Annotated in this window: 15 protein-coding genes and 1 tRNA gene (1 of these 16 only partly in view); 9 read left to right on the top strand and 7 right to left on the bottom strand. The window is 66.6% G+C overall.

Going from position 1 to position 16,107, the window contains the following annotated elements:
- Positions 1-182: 182 nt before the first annotated feature.
- Complete coding sequence (gene ppc / locus ASC87_RS06565; RefSeq protein WP_056658485.1) at positions 183-2,963, bottom strand: phosphoenolpyruvate carboxylase; 2,781 nt, start codon at positions 2,961-2,963, stop codon at positions 183-185.
- 82 nt (positions 2,964-3,045) lie between these two features.
- On the opposite strand from ppc, the gene hemC reads away from it, so the two are divergent.
- The 5 genes from hemC (at position 3,046) to ASC87_RS06540 (ending at position 7,222) form a co-directional block, all read left to right on the top strand.
- Positions 3,046-3,987 carry a hydroxymethylbilane synthase gene (gene hemC, locus ASC87_RS06560; RefSeq protein ID WP_056658483.1) on the top strand — a complete coding sequence of 314 codons (942 nt, stop codon included), beginning with the start codon at positions 3,046-3,048 and terminating at the stop codon, positions 3,985-3,987.
- A gap of 7 nt (positions 3,988-3,994) precedes the next feature.
- A complete protein-coding gene (locus ASC87_RS06555; RefSeq protein WP_056658480.1) occupies positions 3,995-4,750 on the top strand; it encodes a uroporphyrinogen-III synthase in 756 nt (251 codons plus the stop codon).
- On the top strand, positions 4,747-5,850 hold the full coding sequence (locus tag ASC87_RS06550; RefSeq protein WP_235582079.1) for a uroporphyrinogen-III C-methyltransferase: 1,104 nt from the start codon (positions 4,747-4,749) through the stop codon (positions 5,848-5,850). The genes ASC87_RS06555 and ASC87_RS06550 overlap by 4 nt, the downstream gene beginning before the upstream one ends.
- Positions 5,851-5,865: 15 nt before the next feature.
- Positions 5,866-7,113 (top strand): heme biosynthesis HemY N-terminal domain-containing protein, encoded by a 1,248-nt coding sequence (locus ASC87_RS06545; protein ID WP_056658478.1) that lies wholly within the window; start codon positions 5,866-5,868, stop codon positions 7,111-7,113.
- Between the two features lie 32 nt (positions 7,114-7,145).
- A tRNA-Arg gene (locus ASC87_RS06540) sits at positions 7,146-7,222 on the top strand.
- 140 nt (positions 7,223-7,362) lie between these two features.
- Here the strand turns inward: ASC87_RS06540 and ASC87_RS06535 are convergent.
- Complete coding sequence (locus tag ASC87_RS06535; RefSeq protein ID WP_157603870.1) at positions 7,363-8,298, bottom strand: hypothetical protein; 936 nt, start codon at positions 8,296-8,298, stop codon at positions 7,363-7,365.
- Between the two features lie 135 nt (positions 8,299-8,433).
- Here ASC87_RS06535 and ASC87_RS06530 point away from each other — a divergent pair, with 135 nt between their 5' ends.
- The 3 genes from ASC87_RS06530 to ASC87_RS06520 are packed head-to-tail and all read left to right on the top strand — an operon-like array spanning position 8,434 to position 10,956.
- Positions 8,434-9,177, top strand: coding sequence for a GntR family transcriptional regulator (locus tag ASC87_RS06530; RefSeq protein WP_056658474.1), 744 nt, complete (start codon positions 8,434-8,436; stop codon positions 9,175-9,177).
- An 11-nt stretch (positions 9,178-9,188) separates the two neighbouring features.
- The gene (locus ASC87_RS06525; protein ID WP_056658471.1) at positions 9,189-10,160 is read left to right on the top strand and encodes a tripartite tricarboxylate transporter substrate binding protein; all 972 of its coding nucleotides are present in this window, start codon (positions 9,189-9,191) and stop codon (positions 10,158-10,160) included.
- On the top strand, positions 10,153-10,956 hold the full coding sequence (locus ASC87_RS06520; protein ID WP_235582078.1) for an amidohydrolase: 804 nt from the start codon (positions 10,153-10,155) through the stop codon (positions 10,954-10,956). The genes ASC87_RS06525 and ASC87_RS06520 overlap by 8 nt, the downstream gene beginning before the upstream one ends.
- Before the next feature lie 270 nt (positions 10,957-11,226).
- On the opposite strand, the gene ASC87_RS06515 is transcribed toward ASC87_RS06520, so the two are convergent.
- Both ASC87_RS06515 and ASC87_RS06510 read right to left on the bottom strand, forming a co-directional pair.
- Positions 11,227-12,411: an acetyl-CoA C-acetyltransferase gene (locus ASC87_RS06515; RefSeq protein WP_056658468.1), complete on the bottom strand. Its 1,185-nt coding sequence runs from the start codon at positions 12,409-12,411 to the stop codon at positions 11,227-11,229.
- A 272-nt stretch (positions 12,412-12,683) separates the two neighbouring features.
- Positions 12,684-13,352 (bottom strand): TetR/AcrR family transcriptional regulator, encoded by a 669-nt coding sequence (locus ASC87_RS06510; RefSeq protein WP_056658466.1) that lies wholly within the window; start codon positions 13,350-13,352, stop codon positions 12,684-12,686.
- A gap of 96 nt (positions 13,353-13,448) precedes the next feature.
- Between ASC87_RS06510 and ASC87_RS06505 the strand changes: the two genes are divergently transcribed.
- Complete coding sequence (locus ASC87_RS06505; RefSeq protein ID WP_056658464.1) at positions 13,449-14,429, top strand: SDR family oxidoreductase; 981 nt, start codon at positions 13,449-13,451, stop codon at positions 14,427-14,429.
- 53 nt (positions 14,430-14,482) lie between these two features.
- On the opposite strand, the gene ASC87_RS06500 is transcribed toward ASC87_RS06505, so the two are convergent.
- The 3 genes from ASC87_RS06500 to ASC87_RS06490 all read right to left on the bottom strand — a co-directional run.
- Positions 14,483-15,346: an alpha/beta fold hydrolase gene (locus tag ASC87_RS06500; RefSeq protein WP_056658461.1), complete on the bottom strand. Its 864-nt coding sequence runs from the start codon at positions 15,344-15,346 to the stop codon at positions 14,483-14,485.
- Positions 15,347-15,432: 86 nt separating this feature from the next.
- Positions 15,433-15,912 (bottom strand): DUF2147 domain-containing protein, encoded by a 480-nt coding sequence (locus ASC87_RS06495; protein ID WP_056658523.1) that lies wholly within the window; start codon positions 15,910-15,912, stop codon positions 15,433-15,435.
- A gap of 86 nt (positions 15,913-15,998) precedes the next feature.
- Positions 15,999-16,107: the 3' end of an MDR family oxidoreductase gene (locus ASC87_RS06490; RefSeq protein WP_056658459.1), read on the bottom strand. The gene runs 869 nt beyond the window's last position; the window shows 109 of its 978 coding nt (coding positions 870-978); the start codon falls outside the window, past its right edge; its stop codon occupies positions 15,999-16,001.

Here is a 16,107-nt window from a genome sequence, read left to right as displayed (position 1 = left end):
CAACTTCAAAGTCCGGATGTACGGGTGCAACTCTCTTCCTGCCAGCCAGACCATGCCAACAAAGTGCTTGCGAAACAGGGGCGTCCATGTACGGGATGACGTGGAGGGGGCGCCGGGATGACGTGAAGGGGGCGCCGGGATGACGGGGAGGGGGGCACCGATGTGACAAGGGCCGGGCAGCCTCACCCCGTGTTGCGCAACCCCGCGGCCACCCCGTTGATCGAGATGTGAATCCCGCGCTGCACCCGCTCGTTCTGCGGATCCCCCTCGACACGCTGGCGGTGCCGGCGCATCAGTTCGACCTGCAGGTGGTTCAGCGGATCGAGGTACGGGAAGCGGTGCTCGATGGACCGTGCGAGCGACGGGTTCGACGCCAGGCGGCGCGCTTCACCGGTGATCAGCGTCAAGGCCTCGTTCGTGCGCTGCCACTCGGCCTCGATGGCCGTGAAGATGCGCTTGCCGAGCTTCTTGTCTTCCACCAGCTCGGCATAACGCGCCGCGATGGCCAGGTCGCTCTTGGCGATCACCATGTCGAGGTTCGACATCAGCGTGCGGAAGAACGGCCATTGCTTGTGCATCTTGCGCAGCACGGTGAGGCGTTCCTTGCGTTCGGCTTCGTCCTTGCCCAGGAAGGCCTGCACGGCCGAACCGAAGCCGCACCAGCCCGGCAGCGCCACGCGGCACTGGCCCCAGCTGAAGCCCCAGGGAATGGCCCTCAGGTCTTCGATGGCGCGGGTGGCCTTGCGCGACGCCGGGCGCGAGCCGATGTTCAGCTCGGCGATCTCGCGGATGGGCGTGGCCGAGAAGAAGTAGTCGGTGAAGCCCGGGGTTTCGTAGACGAGCTTGCGGTACGCCGACATGCTGGCGTCGCTGAGCTGGCCGGCCACTTCGAGGAAGCGCTTCGGCGCGTTCTGCGTGGGGTGCAGCAGCGTGGCCTCCAGCGTGGCGGCCACCAGCGTCTCGAGGTTGCGGCGCCCGATCTCGGGGTTCGCGTACTTCGAGTTGATCACCTCACCCTGCTCGGTCAGGCGGATCTGGCCGTTCACGGTGCCCGGAGGTTGCGCCAGGATGGCCTGGTAGCTGGGGCCGCCGCCACGGCCCACCGTGCCGCCGCGGCCGTGGAAGAGGCGCAGCGTGATACCGTGGTCGGCGCGCAGCGTGGCGAACAGGTCCACCAGCGCGATCTCGGCGCGGTAGAGCTCCCAGTTGCTGGTGAAGAAACCACCGTCCTTGTTGCTGTCGCTGTAGCCCAGCATGATGTCCTGCTCCTTGCCGGAGCGCTTGATCATGGCGGCGATGCCCGGCAGCGCGTAGTACGCCTGCATGATGGGCGCGGCGTTGCGCAGGTCGCCGATGGTCTCGAACAGCGGGGAGACGATCAGGTCGGCCACGGCGCTGTCGTCGAGCGTGCCGCGCAGCAGGCCCACTTCCTTCTGCAGCAACAGCACTTCCAGCAGGTCGCTCACGTCCTCGGTGTGCGAGATGATGTAGTGGCGCAGCGATTCGCGTCCGTAGCGCTGCAGCATTTCCTTCGCGGCCTCGAAGATCGCCAGTTCGTCCTTCGTGTGCTCGCTGTAGTCGGCCGCATGCACGCGCAGCGGGCGCGTGTCGTGCAGCAGCGCGATGAGCAGGTTGCGGCGGGCGGTCTCATCGAGGGCGCTGTAGTCGGCCTCGAGCTTGGCCACCTTCAGCAGCTCGGCCACGACGGCCTCGTGCTTGTCGGAGCTCTGGCGCAGGTCCACCGTGGCGAGGTGGAAGCCGAACACCTGGGCGGCACGGATCAGCGGGTGCAGGCGCGGGCCGACCAGCGCGTGGCCATGGTGGCCCATCAGCGAGGTCTTGACCGCCTGCAGGTCGGCCACGAACTCACCGCTGTCGCGGTACGGGTCCTGCGGGGCCACGGCGTGGCGCAGCGCCTCGGTGCCCGTCAGCTCGTGCAAGGTGGCGGCCAGGCGGGCGTACACACCGATCAGTGCGCGGCGGTACGGTTCGTCCTGGCGGTGGTCGTTGTGGTCGGGCGAACGTTCGGCCAGCGCCTGCAGCTCGGCGCTCACCGGGTTCAGCATCAGCGACAGCGACAGTTCGGCGCCCAGCTCGTGCACCTCGGTCAGGTAGAAGCGCAGCGCGGTTTCGGCCTGGCGGCGCAGCGCCATGCGCAGCGTGGCGGCGCTGACGTTGGGGTTGCCGTCGCGGTCGCCACCGATCCAGTTGCCCATGCGGAAGAACGTGCCGAGGTCCTGGCCGGGCAGGAAGTCCTCGATCTCTTCGTAGAGCTTCGGGATCTGCCGCAGGAACGTGGACTGGTAGTAGCTCAGCGCGTTTTCGATCTCGTCGGCCACCGTCAGCTTCGTGTAGCGCAGCATGCGGGTCTGCCACAGCTGGGTCACGCGGGCGCGCAGCAGGCGTTCGTTCGCGGTGAGGTCGCGTTCGGTGGTGATCGTGTCGCGGGCCTGCAGCAGTTCGGCGATGGCGCGTTCGGCGTCGAGGATGCTCTTGCGCTGCACTTCGGTGGGGTGCGCGGTCAGCACCGGCGAGATGAACGCCTGGCGCAGCACCTTGGCCACGTCGTTCGCGCGCACGTCGGCCTGGCCCAGCCGCTCGAACGTCATTGCGATGGAGCCTTCCTGCAGGTGGCCCTGGCGCTCGTGGTGGTCGCGGCGGCGCACGTGGTGGCGGTCTTCCGCGATGTTGGCCAGGTGCGAGAAGTAGCTGAACGCCCGGATCACGCTCACGGTCTGGTCGCTGCTGAGGTTCTTCAGCAGGCGGTCGAGGGCGCGGCCGGCCTGCACGTCGCTCTTGAGGCGGTAGGCCACGGACAGTTGCCGCACACGTTCGACCAGCTCGAAGGCCGTCTTGCCTTCCTGCTCCCGGATCACTTCGCCGAGGATGCGGCCCAGGAGACGGATGTCCTCGATCAGAGGACCGTTTTTGTCAGGGGTATCGACTTTCGAGCGGGATGCCATGGCTTTCCTTGTGAGAGAGAGCGCGATTTTAGGTGGCCGCAACGCGAAAAAAGGCGCTCGGGCGCGCGCCTGCTACGATTTCATGATGTCCGTCCCCGCCTCCTCCCTCCTGATCGCCACCCGTGAGAGCCGCCTGGCCCTGTGGCAGGCCGAACACGTGCGCGACCTGCTGCAGCAGCGGCTCGGCCACTCGGTGGGCCTGCTCGGCATGACCACCCGCGGCGACCAGATCCTCGACCGCACCCTGTCCAAGGTGGGCGGCAAGGGCCTGTTCGTGAAGGAACTGGAGACGGCGCTCGAGGAAGGCCGGGCCCACCTGGCGGTGCATTCGCTGAAGGATGTGCCCATGGACCTCCCCGACGGCTTCGACCTCGCCTGCGTGCTCGAACGTGAAGACCCGCGTGATGCGCTGGTGGCCAACCGGTTCGCCACGCTGGCCGAACTGCCCCAGGGCGCGCGCGTGGGCACGTCGAGCCTGCGCCGCGTGGTGCAGCTGCGGGCGTTGCGGCCCGACCTGGTGATCGAACCGCTGCGCGGCAACCTCGACACCCGCCTGCGCAAGCTCGACGAAGGGCAGCACGATGCCATCGTGCTGGCCGCGGCCGGGCTGATCCGCCTCGGCCTGGCCAGCCGCATCCGCGCGGTGTTCGAAACCCACGAGATGATCCCCTGCGCGGGGCAGGGCGCGCTCGGCATCGAGGTGCGCTCCGACGCCACCGACCTGCGCGCCCAGCTCGCCACGCTCACGCACCGCCCCACGTGGCTCGCGGTGCACGCCGAGCGGGCCGTCTCCCGCGCGCTCGGGGGCAGCTGCAGCATGCCGCTGGCCGCGCATGCGGTGTGGGCCGGTGACACGCTCCACGTGACCGTGGCCCTCGGCGACCCCGAAGCCGTCGACCGCCCGCTGCTGCGGGCCACCACCCACGGCCCGGCCATGGACGAACGTGCCGCCACCGCGCTGGGCGAACACGCCGCGGCGCTGTTGCGCGACCAGGGGGCCGCCGGTTACCTGCCGGCTGCCTGACCGCCTCATGCGTGTGCTTGTCACCCGGCCCGCCGGGCAGGCCGGGGAATGGGTCGACGGGCTGCGGGCCGCCGGACTGGACGCCATCGCGCTGCCCTTGATCGGCATCGAGGGCCCGGCCCACCCCGCCGCGGTGCAGGCGGCCTGGGCGGGACTGGCCGGGTACACGATGGTGATGTTCGTGAGCCCGAATGCCGCCGCACACTTCTTCGCGTTGCGCCCCGACGGGCTGGCCTGGCCCGAACGGGTGCTGGCCGCATCGCCCGGTCCCGGCACCACCACCGCGCTGCAGCGCCTGGGGGTGCCGGCCGGCCTGATCGTGCAGCCGGCCCCGGACGCCCCCCAGTTCGACTCCGAAGCCCTCTGGCAGGCCATTGCCCACCGGCCCTGGGACGGCGCCCGGGTGCTGATCGTGCGGGGCACCAGCGGGCGGGACTGGTTCGCGGCCCGGCTGGCGGAGCAGGGCGCGTCCGTCGAGCTGCTGGCCGCTTACCGGCGCTGCGCTCCCCGGCTCGACGCCCCGGCGGCCTCGGTGTTGGCCGCCGCGCTGGCCGATCCCGGGCAGCACCTGTGGTTTTTCAGCAGTTCCGAGGCCGTCGGCCACCTCGCCGCGCTGGCGCCCGACACCCCCTGGGCCCGGGCCAGCGCCCTGGCCACCCATCCCCGCATCGCCGACCGGGCCCGGCAGCAGGGTTTCGGCCGGGTGGTGGAAGCCCGGCCCTCATTGGCGGCGGTGGCCGCATGCATACAATCCTTCGCGTGAACGAAACACCCCCCAAGCCCGACCCCTCCTCGGCCGAACCCGTGCTGCCATTGCCCGTGCTGCCTCCGAAGCAGCGGCGAAACCTGTGGCTCATGCTGGTGCTGGCCGTGTTCGCATTGGCGCTGTTGGCCAGCCTCGGCATCGCCGTGTCCTCGCAGAAGCGCGTGCGCACCATCGAGCAGGAACTGGCGCGCCGCCAGCAAGACACCCAGGGCCAGGCCACCGAGGCCCGCATGCTGGCCAAGCAGGCCCAGGACACCGCCCGCGAAAGCGCGGCGAAGGTGGCGCTGCTGGAGGCCCGCCTGGCCGAAGTGGCGTTGCAGCGCACCCAGCTCGAAGACCTGATCCAGTCGCTGTCCCGCTCGCGCGATGAAAACCTCGTCGTCGACATCGAGGCCGGCCTGCGCGTGGCCCAGCAGCAGTCGTCCATCACCGGCAGTGCCGAGCCGCTCGTGGCCGCGTTGAAACAGGCCGACGAACGCCTCACCCGATACAGCCAGCCGCGCCTCGACGGCGTGCGCCGTGCCGTGGCCCGCGACCTGGACCGTGTGAAGGCCGTGGGGGTGGCCGACATCTCCACGCTCACCATCCGCCTCGACGAAGCGGTGCGCCTCGTCGACGACCTGCCCATGCTCGCGCAAGCCACGCCCAGGAAGGAACCCCTCCGGCCCGAGCCCAAGGCGGCCGCATCGGCGCCGCCCACAAGCGGTCCCGCGTCGTGGTGGGCCTCCGTCACCGGTGGCTGGGACCACGCCGTCGACGTCGCCTGGAACGAGGTGCGTTCGCTCGTGCGGGTCACCACCATCCCGCACCCGGAGGCCGCGCTGCTGTCACCCGAGCAGGCGTTCTTCCTGCGCGAGAACCTGAAGCTGCGGTTGCTCAATGCACGCCTCGCGCTGCTGAGCCGCCAGTTCGACACCACGCAGACCGACCTGCAGGCCGCGCAGGCCATGCTCGACCGCTACTTCGACCGGTCGTCGCGCCGCACCACGGTGGCGGCCGACCTCGTGAAGCAGGTGCTCGCGAGCGCCCGCCAGGTGGCGCTGCCGCGCCCCGACGAAACGCTTGCCGCGCTGGCTGCCGCCGCGGCCGGCCGCTGAGCGGGACTCCCACCGATGCGTGCCGTCATCTGGTTCATCCTGCTCTTCATCGTGGCCGTGGTGGCCGCCTCCACCCTGGGCGCGAACGACGGGCTGGTGTCGTTCTACTGGGGCCATCAACGCACCGACGTCTCGCTGAACCTCTTCCTGCTGGCCCTCATCGGCACGTGTTTCGTGCTGGTCAGCGCCATCCAGGCCATCAATGCCCTCGTGGGCCTGCCACAGCGTGCGCACGAGTGGCGTGTGGCCCGCCGCGACCGCACCGCGCAGGCCGCGCTGCGCGAGGCCCTGGCCCAGTACTTCGGCGGCCGCTACAGCCGCGCGCACAAGGCCGCGCAACGGGCGCTCGTGATCCAGGCCGAAACGCCCGACCTCGTGCAGGACAACGAGTTCACCGTGCTGGGCCACCTGCTCGCCGCCGGCAGCCTGCACAAGCTGCAAGACCGGGTGCGCCGCGACGACGCGCTGAACCAGGCCCTCGAACTGTCGAGCCGCAGCAGCCTTGCACGGCCGGCCGAGGAGGGCGCGCGGCTGCTCGCCGCCGAATGGGCCCTCGACGACCGCGACGCAGGCCGGGCGCTCGAGCTGCTCGCCGAACTGCCACCCGGCGTGTCGCGCCGCACGCACGCGTTGCGCCTGAAGCTGCAGGCCACGCGCCTTGCGCACCAGCCCCACGAAGCGCTGAAGACCGCGCGGCTGCTGGCCAAGCACCAGGGGTTCTCGAAGGCCGCGGCCCTCGGCCTGTTGCGCGCGCTGGCGTTCGAATCCCTCGACGGTGCCCGCGACGCCGACCAGGTGCGCCGCGTGTGGTTTGCACTCGAAGCGGTCGACCGCCGCGACCCGCTCGTGGCGGCACGTGCCGCGAGCCGCCTGGCCTCGTATGCCCAGCACACCGAAGCCCGCAGCTGGTTGCGCCCGTTCTGGGAGCGCCTGCCCGAGCTGGCCGGTGACGAACGTGCGGCCGTGGCCGAAGCCCTGGTGCAGTCCCTCGACGGCATCGGCCCCGACTGGCTGCCGCGCTTCGAGGTGGCCGTGAAGGCCTTGCCACGTGACGCCACCGTGGCGTTCGCAGTGGGCTGCGCGTGGGCCGAACGCGAGCTGTGGGGCAAGGCGCGTGTGCTGCTCGAGCAGGCCACGGCATCGAACGAACTCGCTGCCTCGTCGCGCCGCCACGCGTGGCGCCTGTTGGCACGCCTGGCCGAGGAGCAGTCCGACATGGACCGTGCAGCAGATTGCTATAAATCCGCCGCAGCACTTGCGTGATCCACAAAAAGGTGTGTATACTTCAAGGCTTCGCGGCTGTAGCTCAGCTGGATAGAGTACTTGGCTACGAACCAAGGGGTCGTGGGTTCGATTCCTGCCAGCCGCACCAGAACTTACTGTTCTAGAGAAACGGGTCAGTCCGAAAGGACTGACCCTTTTTTCTTTGTGCGAAGGGATTCTGAAGGGGCTCGTTTGCCCGAGGCGGTCCAGTTTGGCCAAGGACGGGGTCAGCGAGACCCCACCCCGTGATCAAGCCGGGCAAGTCGCCGTCATGCCGGCAGGCGTCGACTGTTCCCCGTCTGCTCCCATCGGAAGCGGGGCGAATGAACGCGTTGCAGGTTGGCGTGCGCCCTTGTGGTCGTCGAACACGTCCTGGATGGACCGTCGGGAGGCGTTGGTCCAGTCCTTCGGAAACGTTCCGAGGAGGGTGTCGAACGCGCCGGAAGCGATCACCCTGGTTGGCCGGATGAAGGAAACAACCCCCATGTCGCCATCGAAGGTCGCAACGCCCGCGTCGACCAGTGCCTGCACCTTCTCGATGATCTCGGGAAGCTTGTTCACACCCAGGCGGCTGTCCTGGTAGATCTCTATCGTCTTCACGGCTGCGGGCACGACCCGCGCCTTGGCCCTGTCCAGCTTGCCGAACTTCGGGCCGCGGGACAGCGTGAACAATCCCTCGCGATTGAACTGGAACACATCGATGCCGGCGAACTCCAGCACGGTTCTGATCGGTGCGAGGTAGGCCCGCACGAGGCCGTCCGGGTCCGCGGATGGGAGGTCCTCTGGCACCGTGCGATTGGCTACTTCATAGCGGCCGGCGTCTCGTGCCCAATCGATGAAGATCGACTCGACGGTCCGGGCTTGGCCCGTGGTCATCCAGTTGCCCGCTGACGTGAACACCAGGGCAACAGACCAGAAGGCTCTTTCCTTGTCTTGCGAATCAACGGGTTGGGGCGTGGCACTGATGTGGCCCACGCTGAGGAACCGCTGGTTGGCCGTTGTCCTCGAGAAATCGTCGGCGAACAGGATGTAGACGCAAGCCTTGCCCAGCTTTTCCGCCCCCGCCTTGCGCCATTTGAGGAAGGCGTCCCGGCTCATTCGCAGAACCTGCCCATCCCATCCCGCGGCCGAAATCTCTCTTGCACCTTCGAGGCCGGTTGCCTCGACTCGGATGAATCGTGTCATCGACGAATTATCGCTTTGGGGGCCTGCGCGCTGCGACGCAGCTGTTCGCCCCTCTGCTGCAAAACGGGAGCAGCAGGTGGCTTGCGCACCTCCACTGAATCTCTTATAGTCCTTTAGAGGACTGGAGGTTTTCCAATGGACAAGGTTGTCACTCGCAAACCCGTCGAGCCTGATCCAGGGCAGAGTCGATACGCCGCGGTAGCGGAAGCATTGCGGCAACGCATCGTCAACGGTGAGTGGCCTCCAGGCACTGGCATGCCGTCGGAGACGAGCCTCGCATCGGACCATGGCGTTGCGTTGGGGACGTTGCGGCAAGCGCTGACGCTCCTGTCAAAACAAGGGCTCATCGAGCGGCGCCACGGCAAGGGGACCTTTGTGCGCAGCGGCCTTGCCGGAGCGCCAATGCTTCGGTTCTTTCGTTTCGGCGCGGGCGACGGCGAGGTGCCGGAGTCAAGGATATTGACCCGCAAAGCCGCGGTCGCTTCTCCGGATGTTGCGCGAAGACTGGGTGTGGCGCGCGGTGAACCGGTGCTGCGGCTCCAGCGGCTCCGCTCCTTGGCGGGCCAACCGCGCCTCCTGGAGGACATCTGGCTGCCGTTGCCTGTGTTCGACGCCCTGGTCGATGTCCCGCTGGCTGACATCGGAAATCTTCTCTATCCCTTCTTTGAAGCCACGTGTGGTGTGGCGGTTGCCCGGGCAACAGATGAGATCGGGTTCGCCATGCTCTCTGCAGCCCAGGCGAAGGCCCTGGATCTCCAGGCGGGTCACCCGTGTGCCGTTGTCACTCGCCAAGCCTATGACCTGGCCGGGCGGTGTGTCGAACTGCGCATCACGCACGGCGACGCGTTTGCCTTCCACTACAGCGTCACGATCACCTGAGGAGAAATCCGATGCACATTCGTCACATCAATCGTCGAGCGTTCCTGGCCGCATCGGCCGCTTCATTCGCCGGTCCTGCCTTCTCCGCTGGCGACCTCGCTGGCGGAAAGACGGTATCGCTGGTTGTCTCGTACCCTGCGGGTGGCGGGGCTGACGCCATGGCCAGGTTGATCGCGCCCAAACTGTCCGACGCGCTGGGCCAGCCTGTGATCGTCGAGAACAAGCCCGGTGGGAGCGGCACCATCGCCGCCGGCCAGGTCGCCAGGGCGGTGCCGGACGGCGCGACGTTGCTGCTCGACGCCTCGTCGTTCGCGGTCAATCCGGCGCTTTTCCAGAAGCTGCCCTATGACAGCGACAAATCGTTCACGGCGATAGCGGTGCTTGCACAGTTCCCGAACGTTCTGGTTTGCACACCCAGCTTCGAGGCAAAGAGCGTTGCGGATGTCCTGAAGCTGGCGCGAGCCAAGCCTGGGGCCATCGCCTACGCATCCTCAGGCAACGGATCGGCCCAGCACCTGGCAGGCGCGCTCTTCGAGCAGATCGCCAAGGTCCAGTTGACCCACGTCCCGTACCGCGGCGGTGGGCCCGCGCTGAACGATGTGATGGGCGGCCAGGTCCCCCTGTTCTTCGCGAATGTCGCGTCCAGCCTCGGGATGATTCAAGCCGGCCGCCTGCGGCCACTGGCTGTGACGGCAAAAACTCGCTGTCGTGCATTGCCTGGCGTGCCCACCATGGCGGAGGCCGGCGTGTCTGGTCACGAGGTGCTGGAGTGGAATCCCATTCTGGCTCCCGCGGGCGTTACCCCCGCCGTTCGCGACAAGCTGGCAACGGCATTTGCCAAGGTGATGAGCGACCCGGAGGTGCTTGGCCGCGTTCGTGCGCTTGGTGGTGAAGTGTTCAGCGGCAATCCTGCGCAGTTCCTGAAGTCCGAGCGGACGCTATGGGCAGGTGTCATCAAGGAGCGGGGAATCACGCGTGACTGAGGCGCTTGCTGGAGGCTGGGATTGCCATGTGCACGTGTTCGAGGCGTCGGCACCCTCGCGCATGGGTCACTACGCACCGGTGGATCGCCCGCTCACGGAAGTCGAGGCCGTCGCGCGCCAGCATGGCGTGAATCACCTGGTGCTGGTGCAGCCAAGCGTCTACGGCACGGACAATTCATTGCTGCTGCGCGCCCTCGCTGTCGAGCCTGGCCGGCACCGGGGTGTGGTTGTGCTGGATGGTGATGTGAGCGAGGACGACCTCCGTGCAATGCACGTGCGCGGCGTGCGCGGCGCACGGCTCAACCTTGTGTCACCGGTGGGTGAGAGCGCGAATCCTGCGCAGCGATTCGCCAGCCTGGCTCCCCACTTGCGCAGGCAAGGCTGGCACATGCAGTGGTATGCCCGTGCAGAGGATCTGGCGACCGTTGCTGCGTGCCACCGACACAGCGACGTGACTTGCGTGCTGGACCATCTTGCCGGGTTCGATTCGGGCATTGGCGCCGACCACTCGGCGTGGAAGATCATTTCGGAACTCGCGCGACACGGGGCTTGGCTCAAGCTCTCGGGTTGGTATCGCCTCAACGCAGAATGCCCGTACACGAAGCTCGTGCCACAGATCCGCCGCCTCGCTGACTTGTTTGGCGACCGCATGGTGTGGGGATCCGACTGGCCCCATACCATGTTCGCCCCTGATGCAACGCCGAGCTACGGCTCGACCTGGCAACCGGTCGTCGAGGCGCTGGGCGAGAGCAAGGCGAGTGCCCTGCGGCAGCGCGTGCCGAACATCTACGCCTGAAACGCCAGCCGATACGGACACGACGAGGTGGGCCGTGCTTTGGCGATGCCAGGCCGCCCGCTCTCCTCAGGCGATCACCCGGGCAATGTCCGTGGCCGACCAGGGAACTGGCTTCCTTGCTGGCGCCGAGCCGGCAATGTTGCTCACGGTGTCGAGGCGGCCAAGTTGTTCGGTGGAGAGTTCGAGCGAAAGAGCGCCGACGTAACCGGAATTCTCAGGCCGGTCTTTCCAAACGCGGTGTATTTCATTGGAGTTGGTTCTCGCAGTTCGTCAGAGCAGCTCGAGCGCGAGTGCGATGCCTTGGCCACCGCCAATGCACAGTGTCACGATGCCCCTCTTGAGGCCGTCTCGCCGCATCGAGTGCAGCAAGCGCGTAGTCAGCACGGCGCCCGTTGCGCCGATGGCGTGGCCATGGGCAATCGAGCCGCCTTCGACGTTGACGATGTCTTCCGGCAGGTCGAGCTCCCGCAGGCAGGCCAGGGTGATCGCGGCGAATGCCTCGTTGATCTCGATGCGCTCGATGTCCGTGTGCTTCCAGCCGGCGCGTTGGAGGGCCAATTTGACCGCTGGCACCGGCCCGATGCCGAACATGCCCGGATCGACCGCCGCGACACCGTGCGAAACCAGGCGCGCCCATGGTTTCAATCCCTTCTTCTCCGCAATCGTGCGTTCCGCCACGATCACCGCCGCTGCGCCGCTGTTGAGCCCGGGCGCGTTGCCGGCGGTGATCGTGCCGTCCTTGCGGAACGCCGGCTTGAGCTTGGCAAGTGACTCGATGGTCGTGTCGGGCCGATTGGCTTCATCCTGGGAGAAGATCACCGGCCCCTTGCGGCCGGAGAGTTCAATGGGCACGATCTCCTCAGCGAACTTTCCTGCCGCCTGAGCGCTGCTGAATCGCTGTTGCGAGCGCGTGGCCCAGCGATCCTGGTCCTCGCGGGCAATGGCGTAGCGGCTGACGAGATCCTCGGTATGCCAGCCCGAGTGTTGACCGCTGAAGGCGTCGTGCAGGCCGTCTCGCAACATGCTGTCGAGCAGCTGGGCGTCGCCCATGCGGTGTCCCCAACGCGCGCCGGGCACCAGATAGGGCGCCTGGTCCATGTTCTCCATGCCGCCGGCAATCGCAATCTCGGCATACCCTGCCGCGATCTCGAGCGCTGCGGTAGCGATCGCCTGGGCGCCCGAGCCGCAGACCCTGTTGACCGTCAGGGCCGGCACATCGACCGGCAGGCCGCCGTCGATGGCCGCCTGTCGCGCTGGATTCATTCGCGTGCCAGCTTGGATCACGTGCCCCATGACAATGGTACTGACGGCGTTCGCGGCCAGTCCCGAGCGGTGCAGGGTCTCGCGGATCACCGCCGCGCCCAGCGCGGGCGCCGGCGTTTCCTTCAGCGCACCGCCGTAAGTGCCGATCGGGGTTCGAACCGGTGTGCAAAGAACGATTTCAGGCTTGGACATGGGCGCTCCCAGAAGTTGTTGCGGGGTGGTCAAAGAGCAGGCACGTCACCGTCGCGTAAGCATCCAGTCCCAGCCTCTCTCATCAACATATTGCATATGCAACAGTTGCAGCTACAGTACATCACGTGAAAAGTCCGATCAAGCCGCGGGGATTCACCAAGCTGAAACTTCCCTCAAGTCCCAGGCATGTTGAGCGGGTCGGCTGGACGGCTTTGACTGCGCGTTCATCGGCTCGCCGAAGTCAGCGCGGCGTGCCCACGCCTGGTCGCAACTCAGGGGCGCAGGCCGCGCAAGAGCATCAGCAGGCCCTCTTCGAGATCGCGCTGGAAGTCGTAGCGCAATGCCGCCAGATCGGGCCTTTCGATCACCCGTGCCGAAATGTCGGCCGGGTGGCTGAGCGGCCAGAGCCCGATGAGAAGCGGCAGCGCCTGATGGATGAACTTCTCGAAGCCCGAGGCCGGGATCGAAGGCACGCAGCGATGGAAGTCGTTCGCCGTCTGCTGCCGCACGGCCAGCAAGGCCTGCTTGAGTTCGACCATGCGCTCCTCCGTGATGTTGTGCTCGAGGATGGAGGGCAGGATGCTGGTGAGTCGGCACAGCAGAGGCCGTGCAACCGCGGCCGCGGCGAAGGTCTTCGCAATGTGCTCGATCGTCCCGCCGTGCTTCACGTCCTGGCCTCGGGCCAGGCCTGTTTGCAGTTCGGCAATCCAGAGGCCGTACTCCTCGACCAGCACGTCCAGCAAGACCGCTTCGCCGCTCTCGAAGTAGCGGTAGACGTTGGACTTCGTCATCTGCGCCTGGCGGGCGAGTTCGTTGATGCCCAGGGCATGCACGTCGGGCATCTCGAGGAGCAATGCCTTCGCGGTGTCGAGCAGGTGCCGCCGGCGCTCCTCCTTCTGCTCAGGTGAGCGTGCGCGCAGGAAGGGTGATGGATTGCTCATGGGGCCGTTCGCGAAAGAGTTTCCACAAGAGACCGGTGGTCTGCTACATTGGAGACCAACAGTCTCCTGTTGAATGAAGCATATCAAGGAACAGCCATGAACCAGCCTCTGATGGTCCGCCCCGCACTGCTTGCCCTTGACCTGAGCGACAAGATCTATGTCGTCACAGGTGCCAACTCCGGCCTGGGGTTGGCGACCACCCGTCAGCTCGCGAAACAAGGGGCGAGGGTGATCATGGGCTGTCGCCGGCTGCCCGAGGGCAACCGGGTTGCGGACGCCCTCAGGGCCGAACTGCCGAAAGCCAAGCTGGAGGTTCTCCAACTCGACCTTGGCGAGCTCGATTCCGTGCGGAGATTCGCGCAGGAGGTCCGGCAACGCCATGACGCGTTGCACGGCCTGGTGAACAACGCGGGCGTCATGAACACGCCTGCAGGGCACACCAAGGACGGCTTCGAGACGCAGTTCGGCACCAACCACCTTGGCCACTTCCTTCTGACGGAGCTGCTCCTCGATGTCTTGATGGCTGGCAGCCCGTCACGCGTGATCATCCTCTCCAGCTTTTTCCATGAAGACTCTCTGGGGCGCAAGGGCGCGATCCACTTCGACGATCCGAACTACCACCAGCGTCGATACGACGGCTGGGAGGCCTATGCACAGTCCAAGCTGGCCAACTTGCTGCACGCCCGGGAGCTGGCACGGCGCCTGCGCGGCACACGCGTTACCGTTGCCAGTGTGAACCCCGGCTGGGTCCGCACGAACCTCGTGAAGCTTCCGATCCCGAAGTGGGTGGAGAACTACATCGCCATTCCGCTGCTTCGCATGGCCGGGATGATCGAACCCTGGGAAGGTGTGCAGACCACCTTGCACGCGTTGCTGGCGCCCGAGGTTGCGGAGCAGTCGGGTGAGTACTTCAGCCAGAAGGCTCGCTACAAGGACAAGCAGTCGCGCGCCGGTGGGTGGCCGCTCCGTTCGCCCAATCCGCTGGCCCACGACGACGTGACGGCCGAGCGGCTCTGGCAGCTCAGCGCTGAGCTGGTGAAGGTTCCGGCCAGCAGGTCTGCGCAGAACATTGAATGATGGGGGTGAGAGTCGCCATGCCACACCCCTCTTGGGTTCGCGCAGGCCCTGAATCAGTCGCCAAGGAAGGAAAGAGCCTTCGGTACGAAATCAGCGTGATGCTGAAAAATTCCGCCATGCCCGGCGTCTTCGTAGATCAACAGTTGTGAGCCGGTGATTCGTCGGGCCATGTCGGCACTGTTCATCATTGGAATCAGGATGTCGCTGTCACCACTGGCGATCAGGACCGGAATGTTGATGCGGCCGAGGTCCTGGGGAGCCTGCTGGCCCCAGGCCTTGATCGCCTTGAGCTGCCGCAGGAAAGGCCCGGGGGCCGGGTCCTTGTCCCTCTTCGTCTTGCGTTCCTTGATCCGTTCCAGGAAGGCCTTTGCGGAACGGCGCCCAGTGACCGTGGACGTAAAGAACAGATAGAACTTCGGGTCACGAAGTGTCAGCAGACCTTTGATGATGAGTGGCCATGACACCGCGCCGACCCGGTCGATGCGCGCGCCGCCCGCGGGGCCCGTGCCGGTCAGGATGAGTTTTCGCACCAGGCCCGGCGCCTTGAGCGTGACGTCTTGCGCAACGAATCCTCCGAGGGACATGCCGAGCAAGTCGACTGTCTCGAAGCCCAGTGCCCGGATCAGGGCAATGGCGTCGCGCGCCATCTCGTCGATGGTCACCGGCGCCATGCCGCCAGACGCGCCGATACCCCGATAGTTGGTCGCGATCACGCGGCGCTTGCGGGCGAGGCCGTCGACGATCCTTGGATCGAAGTTGTCCAATACCCCACCCCAATGGTTGAACAGTACGAGCGGCACGCCGTTCCGTGGGCCCAGGTCTCGATAGGCAAAGGCGGTGCCTCCGACGTTGACGGAAAGATTGGGGGCGTCGATGTATCGTGCATGCGGCGCGGCGTTGCTGGGAAGACTTGTCATGGTTCGCGTTTCTGCTGCGTCGTGCGATTCAGGCGATGTGCGATGGCCGCGAAGTTGCGAATGTGACGACCATGGAGACACGACCCTTACTCCTGGCGCAGCCAGGTTTGCGAACGGCCCAGGGCGGGAATGCCGATGTAGCCGCGCACGCTGAGCTTCCTGCCGTCGTCGATCACGCGAACCTTGCTGCGATAGGTGCTGCCGTTCTCCGGGTCGAGAATCTCGCCGCCGGTGTACTCGTCTCCATCCTTCTTCAGCCCGCTCAGCATCACCAGCCCGACGATCGGTGCGTTCCTGGTTGCGCCTTCGCACTTTTCACATTTCGGATTCGGATCTTCGTTCGGACCCGGGAAGACCTTCTCGATCCGGCCCTGCAGGGTTCCGTTCGCTTCGGTGATGCGGATCAGCGCCCGCGGCTTGCCGCTGTTGTCGTCGATGTTCTTCCACAATCCGGTCGGCGTTGCCTCGGCTGACCAGGTGGGCAGTGCCACGAAGCCGAGGGCCAGGGCCAGGCATTGAAGGGCGCGGGTGGTCCGCTTTGGCAGGTTCACGAGGTTGGAGTTCATGGTCTCGAGTGGCATGGGGGTATGAATGAGGGCCAGGGTTCAGCGGTTTTGTGGAAGCGGTCTCGGGCGAGCCGCCACGCAACGCATCACGCGTTGACGTCGACGACGATGCGGCCCTGCACCTTTCCCTCGAGCATCGAGCCGGCCAGTGCGGGCACCTCTGCAAGGCTGATCATCCGCGTCATGCGTTCAAGC

The organism is Rhizobacter sp. Root1221, from assembly GCF_001425785.1.
Lineage (GTDB): Bacteria > Pseudomonadota > Gammaproteobacteria > Burkholderiales > Burkholderiaceae_C > Rhizobacter.
The sequence above is the reverse complement of the archived record's forward strand: the minus strand, read 5'-3'. Positions and strand labels throughout refer to the sequence as shown.